The 26,577-nt window shown below is 39.2% G+C and carries 23 protein-coding genes and 1 tRNA gene; all 24 read right to left on the bottom strand.

Annotation, left to right across the window (positions count from 1 at the left end):
• Positions 1–91 precede the first annotated feature (91 nt).
• The 24 genes from EO114_RS02500 to EO114_RS02385 all read right to left on the bottom strand — a co-directional run bounded on the left by EO114_RS02500 (position 92) and on the right by EO114_RS02385 (position 26,403).
• Positions 92–1,348, bottom strand: coding sequence for a glutamate-5-semialdehyde dehydrogenase (locus EO114_RS02500; RefSeq protein WP_127061328.1), 1,257 nt, complete (start codon positions 1,346–1,348; stop codon positions 92–94).
• Between the two features lie 3 nt (positions 1,349–1,351).
• Positions 1,352–2,479, bottom strand: coding sequence for a glutamate 5-kinase (proB, locus tag EO114_RS02495; protein WP_127061326.1), 1,128 nt, complete (start codon positions 2,477–2,479; stop codon positions 1,352–1,354).
• A gap of 22 nt (positions 2,480–2,501) precedes the next feature.
• Entirely contained in the window at positions 2,502–2,789 is a 288-nt protein-coding gene (gene yhbY, locus EO114_RS02490; protein WP_009372199.1) for a ribosome assembly RNA-binding protein YhbY, read from the bottom strand.
• An 8-nt stretch (positions 2,790–2,797) separates the two neighbouring features.
• Complete coding sequence (obgE, locus tag EO114_RS02485; protein WP_127061324.1) at positions 2,798–4,069, bottom strand: GTPase ObgE; 1,272 nt, start codon at positions 4,067–4,069, stop codon at positions 2,798–2,800.
• Positions 4,070–4,114: 45 nt separating this feature from the next.
• Positions 4,115–5,380 carry a S41 family peptidase gene (locus EO114_RS02480; RefSeq protein ID WP_240629051.1) on the bottom strand — a complete coding sequence of 422 codons (1,266 nt, stop codon included), beginning with the start codon at positions 5,378–5,380 and terminating at the stop codon, positions 4,115–4,117.
• 8 nt (positions 5,381–5,388) lie between these two features.
• The gene (locus EO114_RS02475) at positions 5,389–6,573 is read right to left on the bottom strand and encodes a murein hydrolase activator EnvC (protein ID WP_370447301.1); all 1,185 of its coding nucleotides are present in this window, start codon (positions 6,571–6,573) and stop codon (positions 5,389–5,391) included.
• A gap of 2 nt (positions 6,574–6,575) precedes the next feature.
• Positions 6,576–7,463, bottom strand: coding sequence for a permease-like cell division protein FtsX (gene ftsX, locus EO114_RS02470; RefSeq protein WP_009372198.1), 888 nt, complete (start codon positions 7,461–7,463; stop codon positions 6,576–6,578).
• Positions 7,453–8,139 (bottom strand): cell division ATP-binding protein FtsE, encoded by a 687-nt coding sequence (gene ftsE, locus EO114_RS02465; protein ID WP_009372248.1) that lies wholly within the window; start codon positions 8,137–8,139, stop codon positions 7,453–7,455. Before ftsE ends, ftsX begins: the two co-directional genes overlap by 11 nt.
• Before the next feature lie 15 nt (positions 8,140–8,154).
• On the bottom strand, positions 8,155–9,087 hold the full coding sequence (locus tag EO114_RS02460) for a transketolase family protein (RefSeq protein ID WP_127061322.1): 933 nt from the start codon (positions 9,085–9,087) through the stop codon (positions 8,155–8,157).
• A 2-nt stretch (positions 9,088–9,089) separates the two neighbouring features.
• Positions 9,090–9,917: a transketolase gene (locus EO114_RS02455; protein ID WP_009372190.1), complete on the bottom strand. Its 828-nt coding sequence runs from the start codon at positions 9,915–9,917 to the stop codon at positions 9,090–9,092.
• A gap of 38 nt (positions 9,918–9,955) precedes the next feature.
• Complete coding sequence (gene csaB / locus EO114_RS02450) at positions 9,956–11,047, bottom strand: polysaccharide pyruvyl transferase CsaB (RefSeq protein WP_009372213.1); 1,092 nt, start codon at positions 11,045–11,047, stop codon at positions 9,956–9,958.
• Entirely contained in the window at positions 11,040–13,064 is a 2,025-nt protein-coding gene (locus EO114_RS02445; protein WP_009372164.1) for a DUF5693 family protein, read from the bottom strand. Before EO114_RS02445 ends, csaB begins: the two co-directional genes overlap by 8 nt.
• 8 nt (positions 13,065–13,072) lie before the next feature.
• Positions 13,073–13,792: a DUF2993 domain-containing protein gene (locus tag EO114_RS02440; RefSeq protein ID WP_206168659.1), complete on the bottom strand. Its 720-nt coding sequence runs from the start codon at positions 13,790–13,792 to the stop codon at positions 13,073–13,075.
• A gap of 10 nt (positions 13,793–13,802) precedes the next feature.
• Positions 13,803–14,910 (bottom strand): peptide chain release factor 2 gene (gene prfB / locus EO114_RS02435; protein WP_240629050.1). Its coding sequence is split into 2 segments (ribosomal slippage): positions 13,803–14,852 and positions 14,854–14,910, totalling 1,107 coding nucleotides; the frame shifts between segments, so codons are not numbered across the junction.
• 80 nt (positions 14,911–14,990) lie between these two features.
• Positions 14,991–17,429 (bottom strand): preprotein translocase subunit SecA, encoded by a 2,439-nt coding sequence (gene secA / locus EO114_RS02430; protein ID WP_127061318.1) that lies wholly within the window; start codon positions 17,427–17,429, stop codon positions 14,991–14,993.
• Between the two features lie 188 nt (positions 17,430–17,617).
• Positions 17,618–18,055, bottom strand: a complete 438-nt coding sequence (locus EO114_RS02425; RefSeq protein WP_009372147.1) for a hypothetical protein — start codon at positions 18,053–18,055, stop codon at positions 17,618–17,620.
• A 419-nt stretch (positions 18,056–18,474) separates the two neighbouring features.
• A tRNA-Leu gene (locus EO114_RS02420) sits at positions 18,475–18,558 on the bottom strand.
• Positions 18,559–18,670: 112 nt separating this feature from the next.
• Positions 18,671–20,050 carry a cobyrinate a,c-diamide synthase gene (locus EO114_RS02415; RefSeq protein WP_009372152.1) on the bottom strand — a complete coding sequence of 460 codons (1,380 nt, stop codon included), beginning with the start codon at positions 20,048–20,050 and terminating at the stop codon, positions 18,671–18,673.
• Between the two features lie 10 nt (positions 20,051–20,060).
• The gene (gene cobI / locus EO114_RS02410) at positions 20,061–20,768 is read right to left on the bottom strand and encodes a precorrin-2 C(20)-methyltransferase (RefSeq protein ID WP_127061316.1); all 708 of its coding nucleotides are present in this window, start codon (positions 20,766–20,768) and stop codon (positions 20,061–20,063) included.
• Between the two features lie 162 nt (positions 20,769–20,930).
• The gene (locus EO114_RS02405; protein WP_127061314.1) at positions 20,931–21,755 is read right to left on the bottom strand and encodes a sirohydrochlorin cobaltochelatase; all 825 of its coding nucleotides are present in this window, start codon (positions 21,753–21,755) and stop codon (positions 20,931–20,933) included.
• Between the two features lie 143 nt (positions 21,756–21,898).
• A complete protein-coding gene (locus EO114_RS02400) occupies positions 21,899–24,325 on the bottom strand; it encodes an ATP-dependent Clp protease ATP-binding subunit (RefSeq protein WP_127061312.1) in 2,427 nt (808 codons plus the stop codon).
• Positions 24,322–25,395 carry a protein arginine kinase gene (locus tag EO114_RS02395; RefSeq protein ID WP_127061309.1) on the bottom strand — a complete coding sequence of 358 codons (1,074 nt, stop codon included), beginning with the start codon at positions 25,393–25,395 and terminating at the stop codon, positions 24,322–24,324. The genes EO114_RS02400 and EO114_RS02395 overlap by 4 nt, the downstream gene beginning before the upstream one ends.
• 9 nt (positions 25,396–25,404) lie before the next feature.
• Positions 25,405–25,923, bottom strand: coding sequence for a UvrB/UvrC motif-containing protein (locus EO114_RS02390; RefSeq protein WP_009372205.1), 519 nt, complete (start codon positions 25,921–25,923; stop codon positions 25,405–25,407).
• A 3-nt stretch (positions 25,924–25,926) separates the two neighbouring features.
• A complete protein-coding gene (locus EO114_RS02385) occupies positions 25,927–26,403 on the bottom strand; it encodes a CtsR family transcriptional regulator (protein ID WP_127010920.1) in 477 nt (158 codons plus the stop codon).
• Between the last annotated feature and the right edge of the window lie 174 nt (positions 26,404–26,577).

Here is a 26,577-nt window from a genome sequence, read left to right as displayed (position 1 = left end):
AGTATGACTATTACGATTCCGTAGGACTTCCATTCATAAGCTCCTTTGGGAGACTTCATATAATGAAAGTAAGCTTTTACATCTGCTAATTTCATCGCACCTGTCCATGGCCAAAGACAAAATATTTATAGCTTGTCAACGCATCTAGTCCCATAGGTCCTCGAGCATGGAGTTTTTGTGTACTAATGCCAATCTCAGCCCCTAAGCCAAATTCAAAACCATCTGTAAATCGTGTAGATGCATTCACATAAACTGTGGAAGCATCCACTAAGTTCATAAATCGCTCTGCCTCGGTTGGGTCTTCTGTAATAATCATTTCAGAATGTTTTGTACCAAATGTATTAATATGGGTAATAGCGTCATCAATGGAAGATACCACTTTGAAATTCACAATATAGTCATTATATTCTGTAGCCCAATTATCCTCTGTACCAGGTTTCACCTGAGAAGATAAGCTTTGAATTTGTGTATCCCCATAGATGGCAACACCTTTTTCTTCTAACATAGATACAATCTTAGGTCCTAAGTCTTGCAGTCTTTCTTCATGTAACAAAATTGTTTCCATTGCATTACATACAGATGGTCGTGATAATTTTGCATTTTCCAATACCTGTAATGCCATCGTTTCATCAGCAGATACATCCACATAGCCATGAACAACACCACTCCCTGTTTCTATAACAGGAATTTTACTGTTATTCACGACAAATTGAATCAATCCTGCTCCACCACGTGGAATCATCACATCAATCCATTTGCGTTGTGCTAACAAATCACCTACAGCTTCTCTCTCAAGAATAGACACTAATTGAACTAGCTCTTTCGGAGCTCCACACCGCTCTAAAGAACCTTGCATAATCTGTACCATAGCATCACTCGTATGGTATGCTTCTTTTCCTCCGCGAAGAATAATCGCATTGCCTGTCTTAATGGCTAAAGCAGCTGCATCCACTGTCACATTAGGGCGAGCTTCATAAATCATGCCAATAACGCCGATAGGGATTTGCCGTTTTTCAATACGCAAGCCATTGTCTAAGGTTCTACTTTCTAAGACAGTACCAATGGGGTCATGCAAATGAGCCACTTGGCGAACACCCTCACAAATACCTTCGATGCGCTCCTTCGTCAAACGAAGGCGATCCATCATCACAGATGGAACTCCATTCTCTTTAGCTTGGGAACAATCGATAGTATTCGCTTCTAAAATCATTGGTATAGCATTTTCCAAATCATAAGCAATCTGTTCCAAAATACGATTCTTATCTTCTGTGCTTAGCACTTGTCCTGCCACAGAAGCTGACCGTGCTGCTCTGCCTAAATTTTCAAAATATGCAGTATATGGATTCATAATTTACTCCTGTCGTAAGACAACCAAGTTATCTCGATGCACCACTACATGATAGGTATCACGAACGCCTAATATACTAGGGATATCCTGTGATTTATGGCCTTTAATCTTTAACAAATCGGATAGATTAAAGTTCACAATACCGCGGGCAATTTCTTCTCCATCGTGAACAATAGATATGGTATCCCCTTCTTCAAATTGCCCTTCACCAGATAGAATACCTACTGGTAAAACACTAGATCCATTGGTGAGTAATGCATCACGGCATCCTTTATCTACATGAATGGTCCCTTGTAAACGTGTGCCAAATGCCATCCAGCGCTTTTTAATTTGCGGTACATCTCGATGAGGCCAAAAATGCGTGCCTCGTTCTTCTCCATTCATAATAGCTTTAATACTATCTGGATGGTCACCAGAGGCGATAATCATATGAACTCCAGAGTTCGTTGCAATATGAGCAGCTTGAATCTTCGTATACATACCACCAGTGCCCAAAGAAGACCCTGCACCACCAGAAATTTCATAAATGTACGGAGTAAGAGCCTCTACTTCATGGATTAATGTAGCATTTTTGTCTGTAGACGGATTCGCTGTATATAGGCCTTCAATATCCGATAAAATAATCAATGCATCTGCATCAATAATGCTAGCAATATTAGCAGATAATGTATCATTATCACCAATTTTAAACTCATCGATAGCCACTACATCATTTTCATTGATAATAGGAATAACTCCTAATCCAATGAGGGCCGTCAATGTATTCCGTAAATTAAGATAATGACTACGTTTAACCGTATCTTCACGGGTTACAAGAATTTGTCCTACCGTATGTCCATATTCAGCGAATAGTTTTTCATACATATGTAACAAGATACCTTGTCCCACAGAAGCTGCGGCTTGTTTTAAAGCAATGTCATCGGGTCTTGATGTAAATCCCAATGAGGGAAGACCAGCAGCAGTAGCCCCAGAAGAAACTAAAATCATTTCTTTTCCTGCATTAGCTAAATTGCAAATTTGTCGGACCAACACTTCTATTTTATCAATGTTGATGCGTCCATTTGCATGGGTTAGTGAACTTGTACCTACTTTAACAATTACCCGTTTCGCCTGTCGTAACTCTTCTCTCATCGCTTCACCTCATGTGGATTGATTATCTTGGCAACTCAATTTTTGGATCTTTTGCTTTTTTATACAACACACCGTTATGTCCGATGATTTGTACTAACTCTGCTCCTAACATATCCGCTAAGTGAGGCAAAATTTCTTTTGGATCTTCCAAGCAGTTATTTAGAACTTTTACTTTAATTAATTCACGTTTTGTAATGGCAGCTCGTGCACTGTCGATAACAGGATTTTCCAATCCTCCTTTACCAATCATAACAACCGCTGGCATAGTACTTGCTAAGGCACGTAAATATCGCTTTTGTTTACCTGTCATTCTATCTCCTAATCATGGAATGTAAATCGTTGATCACCGATGACTACTTCATCGCCATCTTGGATACCACGTTTTTTCAATTCCGCATCTAAATCCATGTAACGCCAAATCTTTTGGAATCTTCGCAATGCTTGTTCATCATCAAGATTTGTCATAGCCACCAATTTCTCAATACGAGAACCACTGATAATATAGGATGCATCATCGCCGCGAGTAATGACGAAGTCAGTATCAGGTTTTGCTTCATAGTATACAGTGTCATCCACCACTTCTGGCTCTGGCACGTAATTTTCCACATAATACCATGCACGTTCTACTAATGATGGCAACCCTTCTCCAGTCAATGCATTCACCGCAAATACTTCATAGTCTTGATCAGCAAAGTATTTTGTCACTCTTGGCAATGTTTCTTCATCTTGTAACAAGTCTGTTTTATTCAATACGATTAATTGTTTTTTCTTGCTCAATTTTTCGCTATATTTAGCTAACTCTTCATTGATTTTATGAAAGTCTTCAATAGGGTCACGACCTTCTAATCCAGATACATCCAATACATGGAGCAAAATATTACTACGTTCTACGTGACGCAAGAAGGAATGTCCTAAGCCAATGCCTTCACTAGCCCCTTCAATCAAACCTGGAATATCTGCCATAACGAAACTTTTACCTGGTGCTACAGAGACTACCCCTAATACTGGAGTTAATGTAGTAAAATGGTACGCAGCTACTTCTGGTTTTGCAGAAGATACTTTGCGGATGATAGAGGATTTACCCACGCTTGGATATCCTAGTAATCCCACGTCAGCCAACACTTTAAGCTCTAAATTTAACCAACGCTCTTCCCCAGGCTCTCCTTTTTCAGCAAAGGTTGGTACACGGTTAGCACTATTTTGAAAGCGTGCATTACCACGACCACCGCGACCACCTTTGGCCACCATGTAAGTTTGTCCATCTTCGACTAAATCAGCCATTAATTTACCAGACTCTTCATCTGTTACCGTTGTTCCTAATGGAACAGAAACAATTAAATTTTCAGCGCCACGACCATGCTTGTTAGCACTTTGTCCAGCACCACCGGTATCGCCTTTGAATTGACGTTTATATCTAAAATCAACAAGTGTATTGATATTTCTATCAGCTTTTAAAATGATGTCGGCACCTTTACCGCCATCGCCACCATTCGGTCCCCCTTGTGGCACATATTTTTCTCGACGGAAACTACTCATACCGTTACCGCCATCTCCCGCTTTTACTAATATACGGGCACGATCTATAAACATATTTTTTCCTCTAGCCCTATAGATAGAGCGGCCGAAGCCGCTATATCATAGAGTTTTTACAATTTCAATAGCCCGTTCCAACTGTACATCCTCTTCAGGATTTGCTTTGGACGGCTCCACAATTTCATCTGGTATAATACCAATACCATCGATGACCCTATCATTAGGTGTATGATAGCGAGCAATAGTAATTTTTAAGCCTTCTTCATCAAGACCTTGTACTACACTTTGCACAGTACCTTTACCATAGCTTTTTGTACCCACAATAATGCCAGATTTCGTATCTTGCACCGCACCAGCAATAATTTCTGAAGCACTTGCGGAGTTACCATTAATCAACACAACTAATGGGATTAGACTATGGTCACCTCTAGACATATAGACGCTACTTCGGCCTTTTCTAGTTTGTACCGTTACAATCGGCCCTTTAGGTATCAAATATTGCCCTATACCCTGAGCCGTAGTGATTAAACCACCTGGATTATCACGCAAGTCTAATACTAAGCGTTTCATCCCCTTAGCTTGAAGATCCTCATAGATTTTCGTAAACTCATCTACTGTTTTTTCAGCAAACTGCGTTAACCGAATATAACCGACACTATCGTCTAGCATCTTACCTCTTACAGTAGGCATGACAATAGTTTTTCGTTCAATGGAAATCTCTTGCTCTTCTCCGCTACGAAGGATGCGAAGCACAACAAATGTACCTGCTTCACCACGAATATGATTAGCTACTTCTTCTTTTTCTATATCAGATATAGGTGTCCCATCAATCGCAAGAATTTGGTCTCCTTTTTGAAGTCCTGCTGCTTCTGCTGGTTGCCCTTCCATAGTAGCACCTACTTTGAGAACTTTACCATCGGAAAAATCCAATAATAAACCAATACCGCTATAGGTAGAAGATGTATGCATCTCAAGTTCTTTCATATCTTCTTTATCCAAATAAACAGTATGTTTATCATGGGTACCTTTAGCTAACCCCTTTAACATATTCACAAAAAGTTCTTCTTTAGATGGTGAGTCCATCGCCCATTGTGTAGTGATGTAATAAGTGTAACCAAATTTAGCAAGGCCTAAGGGAGATCCAGAAATATACCAAAAGAAACCAGTAAGCATAATAAGGAATACAATTAATAACTTTATCAGCTTACCCATCAACTTATAGATTCTATCTTTAAAACTTAGCTGCTCTATGTTAGGATCAACCTCTTTTGACGTCTCCATAGTAGTATTAGCTTCATCGTGTTTTTCAGAGATAAACAAATACTCTTTTATGCGTATCCAATTAGATTTTTTTTTGTTATCTTCCATAGTCTCCTCTATAAGTATCCCATTGGATCTGTTGGTTCCCCATTAATACGCACCTCAAAATGAAGGTGTGGACCTGTAGAACCACCTGTGTTACCTGAGTAGGAAACTACTTGACCTTTTGATACTGTTTGACCAGGGCTTACCGCTACATCACTATTATGAGCATATAAAGTAGACATACCGTTACCATGATCAATAATAACTGTGTATCCATAGCCACTAATCCAGCCAGCTTCCACAACAACGCCACCATCTGCTGCATGTACTGGGGTTCCTTCATCAACACCAAAGTCAGTACCTGCATGGAGACGACTTGTACCATAAATTGGATGGATACGCCACCCAAAATCAGATGTAATCGGTGCATTAACAGGGGCGGCTAACTGTCCAGTTCCCTGTACCCATGTAGTAGTAGCACCACCACCGCCACCACCTTGGCTAGCTGCTGCGGCTGCTGCCGCACGTTCTGCTGCTCGTTGTTGTAACATAGCTGTAATGCTTGCAGATGATGCCATTAACTCATTATAGGCCCGGTCTGCTGTATCACGGTCATTCATCGCTCGTTCTAATACTGCTTGACGTTCTGCTTTTTTCTGATTAATAATCGTTTGTTTTTCCTGTGCTACCTTTTCAAGTTCTAATACTTTAGCCCGGTCTGCTTCCAACTTAGCTTTTTTACTAGCAATCTCTTCACGCTCAGTTTTTATGGTATTAATCAATTCCATATCGGCTTGAAGAATCCGTTTCAACATTTCCATACGATTTGCAAAATCACTAAAGTCTTTAGAACCAACCACTACATCTAAGTAACTTAAACGTCCGTTAATATAAATATCTCGTACCCGTTTGTAGAATACTTTTTCTCGTGATTGTAAACGTTCCTGTGCTGCTTTTAATTCTTCCTCTGTTTTCGTAATATCCTGATCTAAACGAATACGATCTGCTTGCACTTGTTTTAACTCTGCAGTGGCTGTATCTAATTCAATCTGTATAGCATGTAACTGTTCATATACGGTACCAATCGTTTTTTCTGCTTCCGACTTTTTATTGGCCTCATTTGTCAATTGTTGTTGAATATTTGACAACTGATTCGTTAAGTCTTCATCTTGTGCTTGATACCAGTACGGTGTAGCCATCATGATAGAACCGCATAGTAAACTAGTTACTAGTGTTACTGTTTTTTTCTTCATCATTCCTACACTTTCATATATTGTTTTAACGAAATGGTACTACCAATAGCACCTACAATCACACCTATCCCAACTAATCCTGCAGATAGTTGATAGATAAACGGCATCATTGGTACCAATGGCATAAACGCAAAGTTTGCAATCACTTCCACTGTGATATAGCGATAGAATTGCCAAGTAGCAATGCCTGCAATCGCACCACCAATAGCGCCTAAAAACATACCTTCTAATACAAAAGGCCAGCGGATAAACCAGTTTGTGGCACCTACATATTTCATAATTCCAATTTCTTTACGACGGGCAAATACCGTCAAACGAATCGTATTGGAAATGATAAATAAGGTCGCCCCTGCTAGGAAACCGATGAGCACAATACCGCCGATACGAATAATTTTTGTGACTTCAAAAATTTGTTCAATCACGTCTTGTCCATAGTGGGCACTTTCTACTTCTGGATATTTAGAGACAATTTCCGCTGTAGATTTCACTTGGTCTGGTGTATTGAATGTTAACACATAAGACGTTGGCAATGGATTATGTCCATCTAGGGAATCGACTAATTGCTGTTGCTCCCCTAAGCGTTCTTTAAAGCGTTTCATAGCTTCATCTTTTGTGACAAACTCAATGTCCTTTAGCTCTGGCAAGGCTTTTAACTTTTTACCTAATTCCATCACTTGTGGTGTTGTTAAGTTATCCTTCAAGTAGATACTAATTTGTACTTGGCTCTCTAAATGGGATGCCAAATTGTTAAGGTTTACCACTCCACAAGCAAATACACCCAAGATAAACAAGGATAATGTGACAGTGGAAATAGATGCCAAGGACATCAATCCATTACGGCGCATGGATTGAACGGCTTCTTTTATATAATACTTAAACGTTCTAATTTTCATGGAATGCGGCCCCTCTCATTTGATCACTTACTACACGACCACCTTCTAAGGCGATCACTCGTTTGTTTAGATAAGACACCATATCCATATCATGTGTTACCATCACTACGGTTGTACCAGAGTTATTGATGGCTTTAAAAAGATCAGAAATATCGCGGCTTGTTTGAGGGTCCAAGTTACCTGTTGGTTCATCTGCAATCAGCACCAATGGTTTATTTACAATGGCTCTAGCGATAGCTACCCTTTGTTGCTCCCCACCACTAAGATCTTGTGGCAAATCATTAGCTTTATCGCTGAGTCCGACCAACTCTAATACATTTAAAACTTTCTCTTTAATTACTTTCGGTTTTTCCTCGATAACTTCTAGTGCGAACGCAATATTTTCAAACACTGTTTTTGATGGTAATAATCGGAAATCTTGGAATACAATACCTAACTTTCTACGCAAGTACGGTACTTTACTAGATTTGATACGTGTTACATCAACATCATTCACAATAACCGTTCCAGAATCTGGTGTGACTTCATGTGAAAGTAACTTAATAAATGTTGATTTACCTGCTCCAGAATGCCCACAGACTAATACGAATTCTCCTTTTTCAATATGAATCGATACATCCTCTAAAGCAATAGAACCATTGTCGTATACTTTATGGACATTTCTAAATTCTATCATTCTATCATTCCCTTCCTATTTTCGTGCTATACCTCGTTTGGTAGCTGCTACAATATCAGCTGCTGTTAATCCATATTTTGCCATCAATTCTTTTGGTGTACCAGATTCACCAAAGGTATCTTTCACGCCGACAAATTCCATTGGCACTGGGTACTCTTTTACCACTACTTCTGCTACCGCACTACCTAAACCACCAATCACATTATGTTCTTCAGCAGTAATCAATACTCCCGTTTCTTTTGCGGCCTTCACAATTGCTTCTCCATCAATTGGTTTAATAGATGCCATGTTGATAACACGTACAAAAATGCCTTCTGCTTCTAATGTAGCTGCTGCTTCTACTGCTGGTCCTACTAAGGCACCACAGGCAATAATCGTAGCATCCTTACCGTCACGTAATTGTTGAGATTTACCCGGTATAAATGTGTATCCTTCTGATGTCACATCTTCTACACCAGCACGTCCTAAACGTACATACACAGGGCCATGATACTCTGCTGCCCAAGCAATCACAGCTTCTGTTTCTGCTGCATCTGCTGGTACCACAACTGTCATATTAGGTAATGTACGCATACAAGAAATATCTTCCAAACTTTGGTGTGTCGCACCGTCTTCACCGACAGTAATCCCTGCATGAGTAGCACATATTTTTACATTTAATTTTGGATAGCATACGGCGTTCCGCACTTGTTCAAAGGCACGACCGGTAGCAAACATAGCAAAGGAAGATACAAATGGCACTTTTCCTGCTGCTGCTAAGCCAGCACCTACAGAAATTAAGTTTTGCTCTGCAATCCCTACATTAAAGAATCGTTCAGGATATACTTTTTTAAATTCATCAGTTTTTGTAGATTTTGATAAATCTGCATCTAATACAACAACATCTTTATGAGTAGCCCCCACTTTTACTAAGGCTGTACCATATGCTTCACGAGTCGCTTTTCCCATGATTACACCTCCAACAATTCCGCTACAAATTTGTCACATTCCTCTTGTGATGGCGCTTTACCATGCCAGCCTGCTTGGCCTTCCATAGCTTGTACACCTTTCCCTTTAACAGTATTCATAATCACCATAGTCGGTTTATCTGTAGTTGCTTTTGCTTCTGTAACTGCTTCATGTAAAGCATCTAAATCATGACCATCCACCACGATCACATGCCAACCGAAAGCTTTGAACTTTTCATCAATTGGTAATGGACTCATAACTTTTGTGATATCACCGTCGATTTGTAATCCATTAAAATCTACAAAAGCTGTTAAGTTAGACAATTTATAATGTGCTGCAAACATCGCTGCTTCCCATACTTGCCCTTCTTCTAGTTCGCCATCACCTAGTACGGAGTACACACGGTAGGAGGCTCCATCAATCTTACCTGCCAATGCCATACCACATGCTGCAGAAATACCTTGTCCCAAGGAACCAGTAGACATATCTACACCTGGAATGTATTTCATATCTGGATGACCTTGCAAGATATGGTCGATTTTACGCAAGTTTAGTAATTCTTCTGTTGGAAAAAACCCTTTTTCTGCTAATGTAGCATACAGAGCTGGTGCAGCATGTCCTTTGGATAAGACAAAACGATCGCGGTTTGGATCTTTTGGCTCATTTGGATTTACATTCATTTCTTGAAAGTACAACAAGCTCATCACATCAGCAATGGACAAAGATCCTCCTGGATGACCAGATTTTGCTGCTGTCACAGATTTCACGATGTTTACACGAATCGCTTTTGCTTTTTCTTGTATCAATTGTTTTTGTTCAAGTGTTAACATACTATACCCTCCCGTGTTATACACAATTCTAAGGTAAATTATTTATCATGCAGCATGCCGATGGCAATGCGGGCATTCTTTAATGCATTTCTTCGTAGTTCATGGATATTTTCTAGCACGGTATCTGTGAAAGTGCTTCGTTCCAAAGCTTCTACTGCACGTGCCACAATAGGTTCAACTTCTAATGTATGTAAATCACCTACTGGCACTTCCCCAATCATATGAAGAAAGTTTAAAATTTTAGGGTCATAAGAGATCCCTAAACAAGGTGTTTCCATTAACGCACTAAATACTAATGCATGGAGCCGTACACCTATCATGACATCCACACAACTACTCAACGACAGTAGCTCTGTTGTGCTATAGGCATCAGCCAAAACCGTCGATCTAACTGTCATCCGTTTGGCAATGGCTTCTGCCTCCATCGTATCTTCCCTATGTTGCATAGGAATAAACACGATATGAGCCTCTGTTTCTCGATGAATCTGATCTAGAGCCTCTGCCAATGTAGTTTGATACTCTGTACAATCTTTCCAAGCACGTACGGAAACACCCACAATTGGTTGGTCTAGAGGCACCCCATACGATGCCAATATATCACGACCTGCTGTGGCCTCCACTGGGTGCATCCCTAACACAGCATCAGCAGTTACTGTAATTGGTACATGATGAATACCTAGTGAACGTAGTTCCTCTTTTGAGGCATGATCTCGTACAGTAATCATGGATACTTGATTCAAGACACGCCCCACCGTAGTACGAGCCAAGGATTTACGCAAAGGTCCAATGCCTTGGGCATAAATCATCACTCGTTTTCCCAATGTATTCGCTAAAGCTATAATGCTTAAGTAATAATACAAACTACGAGCACTTGTTACGTCTTGCAACAAACTACCACCGCCACTGATGAGCATATCACAAGAATACACAGCTTGGTATATCTTCCAAATATCAAAACGACCAATGGCTTTCACCTTATGAGTGCTCATAGTTTCACTAGGATTTCCAGAAATCACCGTAATCTCGGCCTTCGGTTCTAATTCCAGCAATGCTTGCAAAATAGAACTCAATAGCGCTTCATCTCCGGCATTACCAAATCCATAATAACCGGAAATGAGTATCTTACACATGACTTTCACCTCGTCCTTGGAACCAACGAATGCCATAGCCGATGAAACGTACCGCTATAATCGCTACTAAACCGATGACGATACCTAATAATAATCCATCATAACCACGAGCAATGGACATATACACTGGCGTACGTAAATGACAGAATGTTTCCACCATAGAAGCAATACCTATGACTGCCGCTATGGATAAAGCAAAATGCATGACCATTGGAATACGGCATCCCACAGCATAGGCTGCCAGCATAAACGCTGGATGACCGATTAAAAACTCTTTTTCACGAGGGCGAGCATACATCGTGTTTTCTAAAAACCTACGTAAAGCTAGTTCCCAAGACGGTACTGGTACGCCAGCTGTATGACCACTACGCCCTACAAAGACATAGGCCACTACCGCTAAAGCCCCAGCAATTAATAAACTATAGACTTTAATATCAATTTGAACAAATTCTGTAATAAAAGATTTCACATCACTTACAGAAGATATAGTTCGTCCTTTCCAAATAGGAAAGCGTTGCAAATATGCTATGGCTGTCAATAGTACTGGTGCCACAAAGGTTAATTTTACACCTCGGAATAAAGCAAACTCCATGAAGAACTGCGTACTACCTAACATGGCTGCAATGCTAATTCCTCCAATAGCAGCTATTAGAGCTGCTACGACTAGATATACCACAGATTCTATGGTACTTCTCCAAGGGGATATACCCGTGTGGTTCCGTTTTGACCAACAATCAAAGATCATCGTCATTGCCAACACTGGAGCAGAAATAGCAGCTACTAGTGCCCAAGCCGACATAATTTTTGTCCCTGTGGTCAATATATAAATGCCAATAGAAACGATACTGCCCAGTGCGAATAGACCTAGTAAATATGATTTACGTATATGTACGAACTGACCTAATGTAAGTGTAGCCAAGCTTATGACACCTGTCATCGTTAACAATCGCAACAGGGTATTCGGGAAGTACACTGGATATACAGAGGCTTCTCCAGTAGTAAAACCACGAGCTTGTAGTTTATCTGTCACTTGTTTCGCCACAAACAATGTAGTTTCTAAAGCAGTTTTATTATCTACACCTTGTTCATAAATTGGAAACAAGTTATACCGTATATTTCGTTCAATATCACTAATATAGAACCATTGAATTAACTCAGCTGGGGTTAACTTACGCACTTCTTCCTTAGATACTGTGTACAATCTTCCCACTTTATAATGATTGGCATTGGCCATCTCCAAGAACCCTGCTTGTGGAAAATATTGCAATTGATTCACCGCTTCAATTCCTACTAGCGGAATTTGACGTTTCTCTAATTGCTCCAATGTGCGATCCACATGTAATGGATATCCTAATGCTTCTTTTCCAACGAAAATCATACCTGTTACACCAGATACACCATCAATACGTTGGAATACATGATCTACGTCTTCTACTGTGGCACCTTTATAATTTGTTGGTCGAACAATCACATGAAAGCCAAGTTTAGCTACTTCCTCAGCTTGTAATTTAGAAATACCTAAATTCATATCTTTTAAAGAATCACTTGGTAAAGCTAATCCTAACATAGGGCCTAGATCTGTTTGCAATATATGTACTTTATTTTGACCTAAACGGCGCAATAAATCATCCTGTACTTCTTGAAAGTAAGCTTCTTTACCTGGAATCATTCCGATATAGGTAGTACCTGGTTGCACTCCGTTGATTTGCAATTGTTCTAAATCATTAGAAGTATACATGCGAATATGACCAGCATCGGTTTCTTTTTGTAAGGTTCTATCATAAATAGCTAATGCTGTAATCCCAGACTCCTTGGCAGATGCAATTGCCTCCCCTAGAGACCTTTTTTCATAGGCATTAGCACGAAGTAAACCATCATAATCTATAATATTTTCAATTTGTTCTTGCTGAGCCTCAATGTAATGACGCTCTTTTACTAATAGTAATCCACTTACAATACCAGCAACAAGAAAAGCTAATAAAATCCATGTATAGAAAGATATGTTTTTTAACTTCATAGTTCCTCCTACTGTGTTACTGGATGAACAAATACGTGAATCTCTTCACGCCCCGTTTCTACACGATCCAAATGAACAGGAATTGGGAAGTTTTCAAAATTATAAAGAGGTATCGCTTTCACAGCTCCGCTAGACAAGCGATTCAAACTAGCACCACCAATGGATAACTTTTCAGTAGAAAATTGTAGTGTATTACCTTCAATCTCCAAATGACCTTGTATAGTTACCTTGCCGGATAGAAATCCACCTACATCAATCTGACCACTCATAACAACACCTCGGTCAGATATATCTACTGTTTCAATGGTCAAACCTTTTGTACCTTTTTCAGATAACTGCTGTTCAATATATTGTTTCAAATCATCTTGATGTATGATTCCCTCAATATGACCTTGCCCCAAACTAGTGAAGTGCAATCGTTCCTCTAAAAACAGCTCTACTGGCTCCACTTTAATTTGTCGTAAATCAAAAGCTAGTCGTTGGACTTTCAATTTACCTAGCATAACACCATCCAAATAGCCGCGAAATGAATCAATGTCTCCTAAGGTTAACTTAATTCCTGGCGATGATTCAATGCGCATAGATTGCGCTTCTGGATGTAAAGCCCCTTGCAGTCTAGATTCCACCTGACTACTTACGAAAGATGGTAATACTAAGGAAGAAAGCCCTAGGATAATACCGACTACTACTAAGATAAACACTATTGTTTTTAAAAAGAAATTTCTCACGGTCACTCCATTATATTGATAAATTCGCTTCTTTCTTCAAGAAACCTTCCATAAATTGATCTAGGTTACCATCCATAACCGCCTGTACATTACCAGTTTCCACACTGGTACGATGATCTTTTACCATATTATAAGGATGGAACACATACGAACGAATTTGACTTCCCCATTCAATAGCTTGATACGTGCCGCCTAATTGTTCTTTTAATTCAGCTTGTTTTTCTAACTCTAATTCAAATAATTTAGCTCGCAATAATTTTAAACATTGCTCTCTATTTTGAATTTGTGAGCGTTCACTTTGACACTGTACGACAATCCCTGTCGGAATATGTGTCATACGTACTGCAGAGTCTGTTTTGTTGATGTGCTGTCCACCTGCACCGCTAGCACGGTACGTATCTACCTGTACATCTTTCATATCCAAATTAATTTCTACAGTTTCATCAATTTCCGGCATCACGTCGACAGCACAGAATGATGTGTGGCGACGTGCAGCAGAATCAAAAGGAGAAATACGAACTAAACGATGGACCCCTTTTTCAGATTTCATATACCCAAAAGCATTTTCCCCTTTGATGAGGAATGTGGCACTTTTAATGCCCGCTTCATCTCCTACTTGTTCATCCATAAGAGAAATACTATACCCTTGTTTTTCTGCCCATCGCAAGTACATACGAATCAACATAGAACACCAATCTTGTGCCTCCGTACCACCGGCACCAGCATGGAATGTAAGGATGGCATTGTTCTTATCGTATTCACCACTTAGTAAAAGCAATACTTCACGATGTTCTACTTCATGGGTCAACTGCTCTACCATAGTAGTCAGCTCACCTTCCATAGATACATCTTCTTCATCAATGGCCATTTCTAACATGAGCTTTGCTTCTTCAATGTCTGTAACGAGCTTTTTATATCCCTCTACAGCATCTTTTAATTGCGTAGCTTCTTGGGAAATATCACGAGCCGAATCTGGATCATTCCAAAAATCAGGATCACTCATTTTTATATCTAATGTTAATATGCGTTCTTCTTTTTGAGCGATGTTAAAGTGAATCCCTCATTCCAAAAATACGCTCCTCTAAATTGTCAATAGGACCTTTTAAGTCTTCTAACAATTTATTCACCTCTTTCTTTCATTCTATAAAACAAATGGCCGCACAGGGGATATCTCACCTCGCTGCGTGGCCATGAAAGTCTAATCTACGTTTTGTGGTTCCAACACGTCTTCATGGTGGGTCTTAGCATCAGCTAGATGATCAACCGGTTCTTCTTCTGCTATTGTGTCCACATTAATTTGGATACGGTATAAATACATAATTGTTTCATCCGTAATAGCTTGTTTCATATTTTCGAACATGTCATAAGCCTCAAATTTATATTCTACTAATGGATTTTTTTGTCCATAAGCGCGTAGGCCAATCCCTTCTTTTAACATATCCATAGCATCCAAATGTTCCATCCATTTGCTATCCACAACTTTTAGCATGATTGCTTTCTCAAGCTCACGCATATTTGCTTCTCCAAATAAGGATTCACGTTTTTCATATTCTTTGTGGGCAATGTCAATTAAGTGGTCCTGTAATTCTGCACGACCATACTCTTCCATTTGTTCCACTGTCAACATACCTGGTTCCAAGAAATAGATCTCTAAATGCTTTAATAAACCTTCATAGTTCCATTCTTCTGGATATAATTTTTCATCTGCATATTGATTCATAGAGTTAATAATTAAGTTATCTACCATATGTAAAATCGTTTCACGCAAGGATTGGTTATTTAAGATCAAACGACGTTGTCCGTATAATACTTCCCGTTGTTGATTCATAACATCATCATATTCCAAGATATACTTACGAATATTAAAGTTATGATTTTCTACTTTTTTCTGTGCTCGTTCGATGGATTTAGTAATCAAAGAATGCTCAATTGGCTCATCTTCTTCCATACCTAATTTATCCATCATACCAGCAATATTATCTGCGCCAAAAATACGCATTAAATCATCTTCCAAAGATAAGAAGAATTGAGAGGAACCATTGTCCCCTTGACGACCAGAACGACCGCGCAACTGATTGTCGATACGACGACTTTCATGTCGCTCAGTGCCCAAAATATGTAAGCCACCTAGTTCAGCTACTCCTTCTCCTAAGGAAATATCGGTACCACGACCCGCCATATTGGTAGCAATTGTTACCATACCATACTGACCTGCATTAGCAACAATTTCCGCTTCTTTTTCATGATGTTTCGCATTCAATACATTATGTGGTACGCCAGCTTTCGTCAACATATCACTAAGCATTTCAGATTGCGTAATGGAAGTAGTACCCACCAAGATTGGTTGACCTGTTTTATGACGTTCCACTACATCACGAACTACAGCACGATATTTAGCCTCTTTTGTTTTAAAGATTAAATCAGGCATATCAATACGCGCCAACACTTTATTCGGCGGAATTTCGTAAACTTCCAAACCGTAAATGTTATTAAATTCTTGTTCTTCTGTTTTCGCTGTACCAGTCATACCAGACAATTTTTCATACATACGGAAATAGTTCTGGAAAGTAATAGAGGCTAATGTTTGACTTTCACGTTCTACACGTAAGCCTTCTTTTGCCTCAATGGCTTGGTGTAAGCCATCGGAATAGCGACGACCGAACATCAAACGACCAGTAAATTCATCAACAATAACAACCTCGCCATCTTTCACGACATAATCTTTATCTCGCTCCATCATAGCATAGGCACGAAGAGAAGCACTTAACAAATGATTCAATTCTAAGTTAGAGGAATCATATAAGTTTTCGATGTGTAACATTTTTTCAACTTTTGCAATCCCTTCATCTGTAGGGGCAATCGTTTTTTGTTTTTCATCAATAGTGTAATCTTCATCTTTCACCAAGTGTGGCACTATTTTCGCTAATTCATAATAGCGTTCTGTAGAGCGTTCCCCTGGACCAGAAATAATGAGTGGCGTACGAGCTTCATCAATTAAGATAGAGTCCACTTCATCGACAATAGCATAGTTCAATGGGCGTTGTACCATTTGATCTGCATGGATAACCATGTTGTCACGTAAATAGTCAAAACCAAACTCATTGTTTGTACCATACGTGATATCTGCTCCATAGGATTGTTTCCGTTGATCGTAATCTAAACCAGCTACGATTAAGCCAGTAGATAAACCTAGGAAATTATATAAACGTCCCATCCACTCACTGTCACGCTTAGCCAAATAATCATTAACGGTTACTACGTGAACACCTTTACCAGATAGAGCGTTTAAATATACTGGTAAGGTAGCTACCAAAGTTTTACCTTCACCTGTACGCATTTCTGCAATATTACCACGATGTAATACAATACCACCAATCATTTGCACATCGAAGTGACGCATGCCCAATACACGTTTAGATGCTTCACGAACTACAGCAAATGCTTCTGGCAAAATATCATCTAATGTTTCACCTTTAGCCAACCTTTCTTTGAATTCTTCTGTTTTAGCTCGCAAAGAAGTATCGCTTAAGGATAACAAAGACGGTTCCAGTCCATTAATTTCTTCAACAATGGACCGAATCCGTTTAATTTCTTTTGCATTTTTATTGCCCAATAGCTTTTGTATAAAACCTAACAAATATCTCAACTCCTTAAATATGGAAAGTATTTCAATTAAATACTATGTATCTAGATTATTATAGCCTACTAGCACTTAATAGTCAAAAAGAACTGCGCTTTTTAAAACATCTTCATGGAATACTCACAAAACAAATACTAGGAAGTCTCCCGCAACGAAGACTTCCTAGCATTCTATACTTATTATGACTAATGCAGCAAAGTTTTATACGTACTTTGCATCCTTTGTTTCATATTCCAATACCGATAGGATCGTTGTAGCTCCCGTAGTTGTTCTGTCAAGGCTACTCCTTCTAATAAAGAACGAACTAAATCAGCAGACTTCATATATAACTCGTCGATCTTTACAGCCTGCACATAATTAATACTTCCTTCATTGCGAATAATTACATCCACCAAACTGACATACTCTTCTACAATTCCATCATTAAACTTAGCACTCTCCAATTGATTTTGATTGATGGCCATATTCATACAGGTACAAAGCATGCACATATACTCCACCGCACCTGCTAACTTTTTCGGTGTTAAAGCCGTTTGCAGTTGTTCTTTGGCTACTGTCAACGACGTACTAAAAAGGATCTTATAAAAACCTGTTTTGTCTAATGTATAATCGTATTCATTCATAGGTATCCCCCTTACTGGTGTTTCTATTAATTCTATACGTTCTTATAGACCATCTTTCATATTCGCCCGGCCTAGGGCTCCTCCTTTCTCTTACTATTTCATTTCGCAAAAATATGGGCGTTCTTTACAAAGTATAACAAAAGTTGATATTTTGCTATTGATTATCATCCTGATTTGTATTTATAATATATATTTTTTCACTATTCGTCAATTATTTCCCACTATAAAAGTCATATAAAATACTCATAATACTTTATATATCAGCACTTTTAATCATATATAGTAACATTATGTACTGACGCTATATATTTACATTAAAAACTACTGTCCAATATACAGCTAGAAATATCTCCAACTTTCTAGTAATATATATTAAAAATAAAAAAGCAGATACTGTTTACACAGTATCTGCTAATCCTTGGTGCCGGAGGTGGGACTTGAACCCACACGGTGTTACCCGCTTGATTTTGAGTCAAGTGCGTCTGCCATTCCGCCACTCCGGCTCGTCAATGATATTAGTATACACAGGAGCAGAAAAATTGTCAATCTTTTTCTACCCCTCTATTATACTTAAAACGCAAATTATTCTTGCATTTATATTTCTTATAGTATCCCTCAAGATTTACCTTGTCCATAAGTCTCACAAGAATCTACAAAAGCTCTAGCCGCTGCCTCACTACCTGAAAAATTTATATGCAAATAAGAGGCTAAAATATTTTTATAGGAGTATCCCCCTTGATAGGCCTTAGGCTTACGCCCTCCTACTAACTCAAAGGCCCAAGGAAATGGACTTTGTGTAGGTGTCATAGTAGAAAAATGAAACTCATGTCCCTGTAAAGTATCTTTCACAGACCCTAAAATACTTGGCTCCAACATAGTAGCACTTACATAACCTACACGTTGTAAGCTTTGCTGCATTTCACAGGTAGCTGGTACAATCCCCACCATAGGATACGTATTTCCTTCGAAATCAGTCACTGCTTCTGTCATATACATGAGACCGCCGCATTCCGCATAGATTGGCATACCTTTTTCACTGGCCTTACGTATACTATCTTTCATAGATTCATTATTCCCTAATTGAGATAAAAACATCTCTGGAAAACCACCACCAAAAAAGATCCCATCTACATCTGGCAAGGATTCATCTTGTAAAGGACTAAAATAATGCAACTCCGCCCCTTCTGCTTCTAACGCTGCTAGGCTAGCTGGATAGTAGAAGGAGAATGCTTCATCCAAGGCGATGCCAATGCGCGCGCGTTTTTCTATAGCCTCTACTACCTCCTCAGTTTCCACAGACAAGTCCGCCGCACTTTGAGCTAACTCTACTAAGGCTTCTAAATTCACCATGACTTTCACAGCTTCACGAATGGTAGCAATAGCCTCTGTAGGATCAACTTCTGTCACTGGTGTCAATCCTAAATGACGTTCTGGTGATTGCATGCGCTCATCACGACGAATGGCACCTAGTACAGGAACCCCTAATTTCTTCATCGCCGTCCGTATCATATGTTCATGATTATCCGATCCTAATCGGTTTAAGATAACCCCACCAAATTGTACCTCTGGGTCATAATCACGAAAGCCTTTAGCAATGGCTGCCGCACTTTCTCCCATAGCCTTACAATCGATAACTAACACCACCGGAGCTTTTAAATCTTTGGCAACTTGCGCCGTGGAACTAACGCCTTCACGTCCCCCATCATAAAGACCCATTACACCTTCTATAATAGAAATATCAGCAGTCTCCGCTTGCCCCACAAAAAAGGGAATCAACTTATGTGGTGGCACAAGCCAGGTATCTAAATTATAGCATTCTCGTTGACTAGCAATTTTATGAAAGCCCGGATCAATATAATCCGGGCCTACTTTAAATGCCTGTACCGCTTTGCCCTGCTCTGTCAAAGCCGCCAATAGCCCTGCTACAATGGTTGTTTTTCCAACACCAGAGTTGGTGCCTGCTATAACAATTCTTGGTCGTTGTACAGTGTTCATAAAATACCTCTTAGCGATCTTTACGTTTCGCCAAAATTGTAGATAAATAGTTTAATTTTGTATCAGATGGCAAAGCATCTACATTACGATAGACTTCTTCCTCTGGTAATCCAACACGAGAAATCATCACAGCTTCTTCAGCCATATCATGTTTGCGAAGTGTTTCTTGCACTTCAGAGAAGTTTCGATACACTTTCATAATGACTGCATCATCAGCTACGGCAAGTACAGCATCAATTTTTTCTTTTGGTGCTGTAGCTGGAATAATCGCTAATACTTCTTCTTTTTCTACAATTGGGTACCCCAAGTGAGATCCGATTGCACAGAATGCAGTAACACCTGGAATAGTTTCAATATCAAAACCAGCAGATTCTACTAAGCGATATACATACATATATGTACTGTAAAACATTGGATCTCCCAATGTTAAGAATACAACTTTTTTACCTTCTTCGAGTAATCCAGTAATGATTTTACGTGCTTCTTCCCAACCTTTAGATTGTTCATTATCATCCAATACCATTGGGAATACAACAGGTACGATTTCTGTATGTTCTTGAATATATGGTTCTGCAATATGTAAGGCTACAGAGCCATCTTTTTTTTCTGTTTTCGGTGTAATGATGACATCAGCTTCTCCAACAATGCGAGCAGCTTTTACAGTCATCAACTCAGAGTCCCCAGGACCTACACCAATACCATATAATTTACCTTTCATCAGGACACCTCTTTTATATATTAACATTGAACTAGTAAGGATCTCTCATTCCAAACTACTATAACCTTTTTAGTATATCATGACTCGCTATGAATGTACACGACACCACCAAGTATTTCTCTTATTAAGTCGCACAACCACCGACATGCATGATTTATAATTTTATAATCGTCTTTGGTATAAACCTCGCATAGCATCTGCTAAATGTTCTACATAGATGTCTTGAATTTCCGCATATTCACCAAGACCTTTTTCGTATTGTACCACTTCATATCCTGCTTTTGTTAATTCAGAAAGTAAACTATCTTCTTCCTCTCCGAATAAATCATTCAATGCATGGTCACCACAAACTAATAATAGAGGATGTAAATGTACTTTCTTAGGTTCGTGACCTTCTCGTTCCCATCGTTCTAAAATATCTTCAGGTGTTGGGAAATTTTCCAATGTAGCAATGGATGTATTTCGTAAACCGTCATGTTGTAATTTCAATTGTAGCACTGCATAGGATGCATTCCCTACATTAAATCCACCATGACCTACTAAGAGTAAATCTTCTGTTACAGGAACCTGTAAAGCCTTAATAAAGCGATCAATCAAGATTTGGTAATCGTCTGGTACTTCCTCCTCTTGTCCCATGAAATACAAAAGCGGTCTGCCAAATACAATTTCTTGTACAGAGCCTTGTCCTTTGAAAGCCATAATATTTTTACGAAGCTTATCGAACTCTGCACCACCTACTAAATGTGTAGGCTGCACAATGATGCGTTCATAGCCTTCTGCCGCAATCGATTCCATAGCCTCAATTTCATTTTGGAATACAATATTTCTATCTTTCAAACGCTTAATGACAATACGTGATGTAAACGCTAACCGTACTTCATGACTCGGATTCGCTTTGCGAATGGCATCTACGACTGGGAAAATTTGATTTTCTCTTGCGCTGTCTACCGTAGATCCAAAAGATGTAACTAATATAATCTCTTTCATTTCTATACCTCATACTTAAATTAAGAACATACCTATCCTATAGTGTATAAGAAAAACAGAGTTCTGTAAAATAAATATAAGTCATTATAAAAGAGCTATACCCAGTTGCCTTCATAACAACTAAGTATAGCTCGTTTATTATTTTACTTTACAGTAATCGCAATATCATCATTTTCTACTACTACATGAATTGTTTTACCTTCTCCTGCTTTACCTTCTAAGATAGCATCAGAAATTGGATCTTCTACTAACCGTTGGATAGCTCGTTTCAAAGGTCTTGCCCCCATAGCAAAGTCAGTTCCTTCTGCTACGATTTTATTCATAGCTTCATCAGATACTTCTAATTCCATACCTTGTTCATGTAATCGTGTTGTCACAGATTTCAATAAAATACGTACAATACTTTGCAATTGTTCTGTTTCTAGAGCATGGAAGACAATCATTTCATCAATACGATTTAAAAACTCTGGACGGAAATGAGATTTTACAGCTTGGAGTACATCCTTTTTCATAGACTCTTTATCTTTTCCACTTTCTTCTTCTCCTTTAGCCGCTAAGAATCCCATAGCTGCCGTATCTTCTTTGAGATACTTCGCTCCTAAATTACTTGTCATAATAATCACTGTATTTCTAAAATCAACTGTACGACCTTGATTATCTGTCAAACGTCCATCATCCAAGACTTGTAATAAGATATTAAAGAAGTCTGGATGTGCTTTTTCCACTTCATCAAAGAGAACCACACTATATGGGCGACGACGAACAGCCTCAGTTAATTGACCTCCTTCATCATATCCTACATAGCCTGGAGGCGCTCCCACTAAACGGCTCACCGCATGTTTTTCCATATACTCCGACATGTCGATACGAATCATAGCATTTTCATCGCTAAATAAATTGGATGCTAAGGATCTAGCTAATTCTGTTTTACCAACGCCAGTAGGGCCTAAGAATAGGAAGGAACCAATTGGACGTTTTGGATCTTTTAATCCAGCTCTTGCACGGCGTACCGCTTTCGATACAGCTACGACAGCTTCGTCTTGACCGATGACACGTTGATGCAATTCTTCTTCCAAGCGCAATAGGCGTTCCGATTCTTCTTCTGCCACTCGTGATACAGGGATACCACTCCATTCAGAAACAACAGCGGCTATTTCAGACTCTGTCACTACTAGCTTGGATTCGCTATCTTTTTTGCTATCTTCTTGTTTTGATGCAATGTCAGATTCTAATTCTTTTTCTTTATCACGAAGTGTAGCTGCTCGCTCAAAGTCTTGGGCTGTCACAGCTGCCTCTTTTTCTTTTTGTACTTGCACTAACTCATCTTCTAATGCTTTCACATCTGGAGTTGCCGTAAACACAGCCATACGCACTTTCGATGCTGCTTCATCCATGACATCGATTGCTTTATCTGGCAAGAATCGATCTGCAATATAACGACTTGATAAATGTACAGCTGCTGCCAAGGCTTCATCTGTAATTTGTACCTTATGGAATGCTTCGTAGCGATCACGTAAGCCCTTCAAAATAGATAACGCATCTTCTTCACTTGGTTCCCCCACTTGTACTGGTTGGAAACGACGTTCTAAAGCAGCATCTTTTTCAATATGCTTTTTATATTCATCTAATGTAGTAGCTCCAATCACTTGGAAATTGCCACGTGCTAAGGCTGGCTTCAAGATATTCGCTGCATCCATGGCTCCTTCTGTAGCACCTGCTCCAATCAAAGTATGAATTTCGTCAATAAATACAATCATGTCATCATGATCCTGCACTTCATCCATCACTTTTTTCAAACGTTCTTCAAATTCTCCGCGATATTTAGCTCCTGCTAACATGGAACTCAAGCTGACAGAAATAATGCGCTTATCTCGTAATACATCCGGCACATCACCACTGACAATGCGTTGTGCTAACCCCTCTGCAATGGCTGTTTTACCTACCCCAGGTTCTCCGATAAGAACTGGATTATTTTTCGTGCGGCGGCTTAAAATCTGAATCACCCGTTGAATTTCTGTATCACGACCAATGACAGGATCAATTTTGCCTTGTTTTGCACTTTCATTAAGATCTATAGCATAGTCAGAAATTTCGCCTAAATCACTAGCTGTACCTTGTGTTGGATTAGAACTTGGTTCTTCTCCACCTACAATAGCATTTACTTTTTCTACTACATCTTCTGGACGAATTCCTTTTGCTGCCAATAATTGCATGGCTACCCCACCACCATCGTACAATACGCCTAATAAAATATGCTCTGTACCGATGTAGTTATGTCCACGACCATTGGCGGCTTGTTGCGCTAAATCCAATACATGTTTCGTACGCGGTGTCATTTGTAATTGGCCTCCACTATGCGTACCTTTACCAACTGCACGAATCACTTCTTGTTCCAACGCCTTTCCTTCTACTCCTAAGGCTAGCAACGCACGTGCAGACACTGATTTTTCTTCTTCCACAAGGCCTAACAACAAATGCTCTGTTCCTACATAATTATGTTTATATTCAACTGCTTTTTCTTGGGCAATTGCTAACGCACGTTTTGCCCCTTCTGTATATCTTTCTATCATTTTCTTCCTCCTTTTGAACCTCGTAACAAGGTATCTTGTATTACTTGTGCCCTTTGACTATCACGCTCTTGCGAGCCCATCGACTCTTTCCCCACTAATTTGGCCAGAAAATTTGGTCTTGTAATGACTAGCATTTCGTGAAAGTTCATGGTCACATCTATTAATTTCATATCTATGCCTAACTGCACATCACTCAATAAGGCCAAGGCTTCTTCTCCTGAAATACGGCGTGCATGGGTCAAAATTCCATAGGACCTCCACACCTTATCTTCTATGCCTTCTTTATCTGTAGTCCATAATTCAGACCGTGCTTTTTCTTCCTCTTTTACAACACCTTGTACAATCTGTGAAAGTTGGTCAATCGTTGCCTGTTCACTGATTCCCATCGTTTGCTGATTAGAGATTTGATATACATGGCCTAATCCCTCAGATCCTTCACCATAGAGACCTCGTACAGAATAGCCCATGCGGATAATACTACGAATAATACGCTGTAATTTGCCCGTCATTGATAACGCTGGAACATGAACCATCACAGATGCTCTCATCCCCGTTCCTACATTGGTAGGACAGGCAGTTAAGTATCCAAAGTCTTTTGAAAACGCATAATCGTATTTACTTTCTATCACATCATCAATAGCTACCGCTCGTTCATAGGCTTTTTCTAATTGTAATCCTAATTCCATGGACTGAATCCGCAAATGATCTTCTTCATTCACCATAATGGCAATACGAGAATCTTCAGAAATGATGACACTTCTTTCTTGACTCTGGGTCGCCAAATTAGGAGAAATTAAGTGTTTTTCTACTAGCACATCTCGTTCCATAGGGCTTAATGATGCCAAGTTAATTTTTGAAAAGCTTTTACCATAGGATGTTTGTAAAGGGTTAATCATAGACCGCATATACCCATCAACCTTAGTTAAATCATTGAGATCTCCCCGATTTGTAAAGGATACTCCTTTAAAGTTTCTTGCTAGTCGAATGCGACTAGATAAAACAATGCGATGATCTAAGCCGGTTTCTTTCATCCAAGGCGACAACGCCTCATCTAAAATAGTGTGTAACATAGACCCTCCTTAATTTGATTCTTTAGACTGTTCTAACGACTTAATTTCATCACGAATTTGTGCAGCTCTTTCAAATTGCTCTTCCTTTACCGCCTGAATTAGCTCATTTCGTAATTGCTTAATAGTTTGCTCTACTTTCAAATCTGCCGCTCCTCGTTGAGGAATGCGACCTTCATAAGAAATAGATCCTTGAATACGCTTAATTAAGGGAACTAAGTGCGCTCGAAACGCTTCGTAGCATCTATCACAACCTAATCGACCTTGATGATTAAACGCCGATATAGTCATGCCACATTGTGGGCAAGTAATCTGTTTGCTATTCCCCAATGCACTTTGAGGATACATAACATTGGCAAAAAATTGATTATTAAAAAAGCTATCATCAAACATAGAGGAAAACATGGTTCCACCTCCCTGCTCTTTTTGATTCGCACATTGTTGGCAATAATGATGCTCCTCTTTTGCTCCATTCACAATAGATGTCATATGAATGTTTGCATTTTCTTTACCACAAGAATCACATTTCATAGTCTACACCTCCTCATTTATGATGTTCATAATGGCTTGATAAAAACGCTCCGCTGCTTCTTTTCTACGTTCCACTGGTACATCTTGTAAAATTCTAACAAATGCTTCATGCAACATCGCTGCTTCACGTTTTGTAATACGCGCTTCTTTCATATGTTGAAATAATACTTGGTCAATGTGACCAATTGTAATTGCAGGTTCATCTTCATTACGTTGTGGAGATTGTTCTAAAGGAATCAAGACTTGTTTTCTCACCGGTTCCATAACTCTAGTAATTGTGATAGATCCACCTAGTCCACGTCTAGACTGAACAAGGAACCCTCGATCATTAGAAAAACGTGTACTCAACACATAACTAATTTGTGATGGTGCACAATCCAAAGCCTCCGCTAGTTCGTTTCTCCTAAGCGTAATACCTTCCTGCTCCTCTAACAATTTCGTCAATATAAATTGTTCAATTTTATCTGCTAAAATACTCATAGTATATCCTCATTTCTTTAATTCATGATGTACCATCATCACAACTAGACTTTTTTAAAGAATTAAGTTCCTTCTTATGATGAATGAGACAACCACTTTTTTGACTTTTTGTTCTTTTCTATGGTTAAAGTATATCTGACTTTTTGACCTTTGTCAAATGCTTTTTTTGACTTT

It is taken from the genome of Veillonella sp. 3627, from assembly GCF_003992195.1.
In the GTDB taxonomy this organism is placed as follows: Bacteria; Bacillota; Negativicutes; order Veillonellales; family Veillonellaceae; genus F0422.
Note: the sequence above shows the minus strand (reverse complement) of the source record. Positions and strands in the feature narration are given on the sequence as shown.

Bases quoted from the DNA above. Each gene is read 5' to 3' on its own strand.
- EO114_RS02395 (WP_127061309.1), bottom strand. From the start codon at position 25,395: ATGTTACACACTATTTTAGATGAGGCGTTGTCGCCTTGGATGAAAGAA.
- ftsX (WP_009372198.1), bottom strand. From the start codon at position 7,463: ATGAAAATTAGAACGTTTAAGTATTATATAAAAGAAGCCGTTCAATCC.
- EO114_RS02405 (WP_127061314.1), bottom strand. From the start codon at position 21,755: ATGAAAGAGATTATATTAGTTACATCTTTTGGATCTACGGTAGACAGC.
- csaB (WP_009372213.1), bottom strand. From the start codon at position 11,047: ATGTGTAAGATACTCATTTCCGGTTATTATGGATTTGGTAATGCCGGA.
- proB (WP_127061326.1), bottom strand. From the start codon at position 2,479: ATGAGAGAAGAGTTACGACAGGCGAAACGGGTAATTGTTAAAGTAGGT.
- EO114_RS02425 (WP_009372147.1), bottom strand. From the start codon at position 18,055: ATGAATGAATACGATTATACATTAGACAAAACAGGTTTTTATAAGATC.
- obgE (WP_127061324.1), bottom strand. From the start codon at position 4,069: ATGTTTATAGATCGTGCCCGTATATTAGTAAAAGCGGGAGATGGCGGT.
- EO114_RS02500 (WP_127061328.1), bottom strand. From the start codon at position 1,348: ATGAATCCATATACTGCATATTTTGAAAATTTAGGCAGAGCAGCACGG.
- yhbY (WP_009372199.1), bottom strand. From the start codon at position 2,789: ATGACAGGTAAACAAAAGCGATATTTACGTGCCTTAGCAAGTACTATG.
- EO114_RS02445 (WP_009372164.1), bottom strand. From the start codon at position 13,064: ATGAAGTTAAAAAACATATCTTTCTATACATGGATTTTATTAGCTTTT.
- EO114_RS02400 (WP_127061312.1), bottom strand. From the start codon at position 24,325: ATGATAGAAAGATATACAGAAGGGGCAAAACGTGCGTTAGCAATTGCC.
- EO114_RS02415 (WP_009372152.1), bottom strand. From the start codon at position 20,050: ATGAACACTGTACAACGACCAAGAATTGTTATAGCAGGCACCAACTCT.
- EO114_RS02480 (WP_240629051.1), bottom strand. From the start codon at position 5,380: ATGGAAGATAACAAAAAAAAATCTAATTGGATACGCATAAAAGAGTAT.
- EO114_RS02390 (WP_009372205.1), bottom strand. From the start codon at position 25,923: ATGAAATGTGATTCTTGTGGTAAAGAAAATGCAAACATTCATATGACA.
- EO114_RS02475 (WP_370447301.1), bottom strand. From the start codon at position 6,573: ATGATGAAGAAAAAAACAGTAACACTAGTAACTAGTTTACTATGCGGT.
- ftsE (WP_009372248.1), bottom strand. From the start codon at position 8,139: ATGATAGAATTTAGAAATGTCCATAAAGTATACGACAATGGTTCTATT.
- EO114_RS02455 (WP_009372190.1), bottom strand. From the start codon at position 9,917: ATGTTAACACTTGAACAAAAACAATTGATACAAGAAAAAGCAAAAGCG.
- EO114_RS02460 (WP_127061322.1), bottom strand. From the start codon at position 9,087: ATGGGAAAAGCGACTCGTGAAGCATATGGTACAGCCTTAGTAAAAGTG.
- EO114_RS02385 (WP_127010920.1), bottom strand. From the start codon at position 26,403: ATGAGTATTTTAGCAGATAAAATTGAACAATTTATATTGACGAAATTG.
- cobI (WP_127061316.1), bottom strand. From the start codon at position 20,768: ATGAAAGGTAAATTATATGGTATTGGTGTAGGTCCTGGGGACTCTGAG.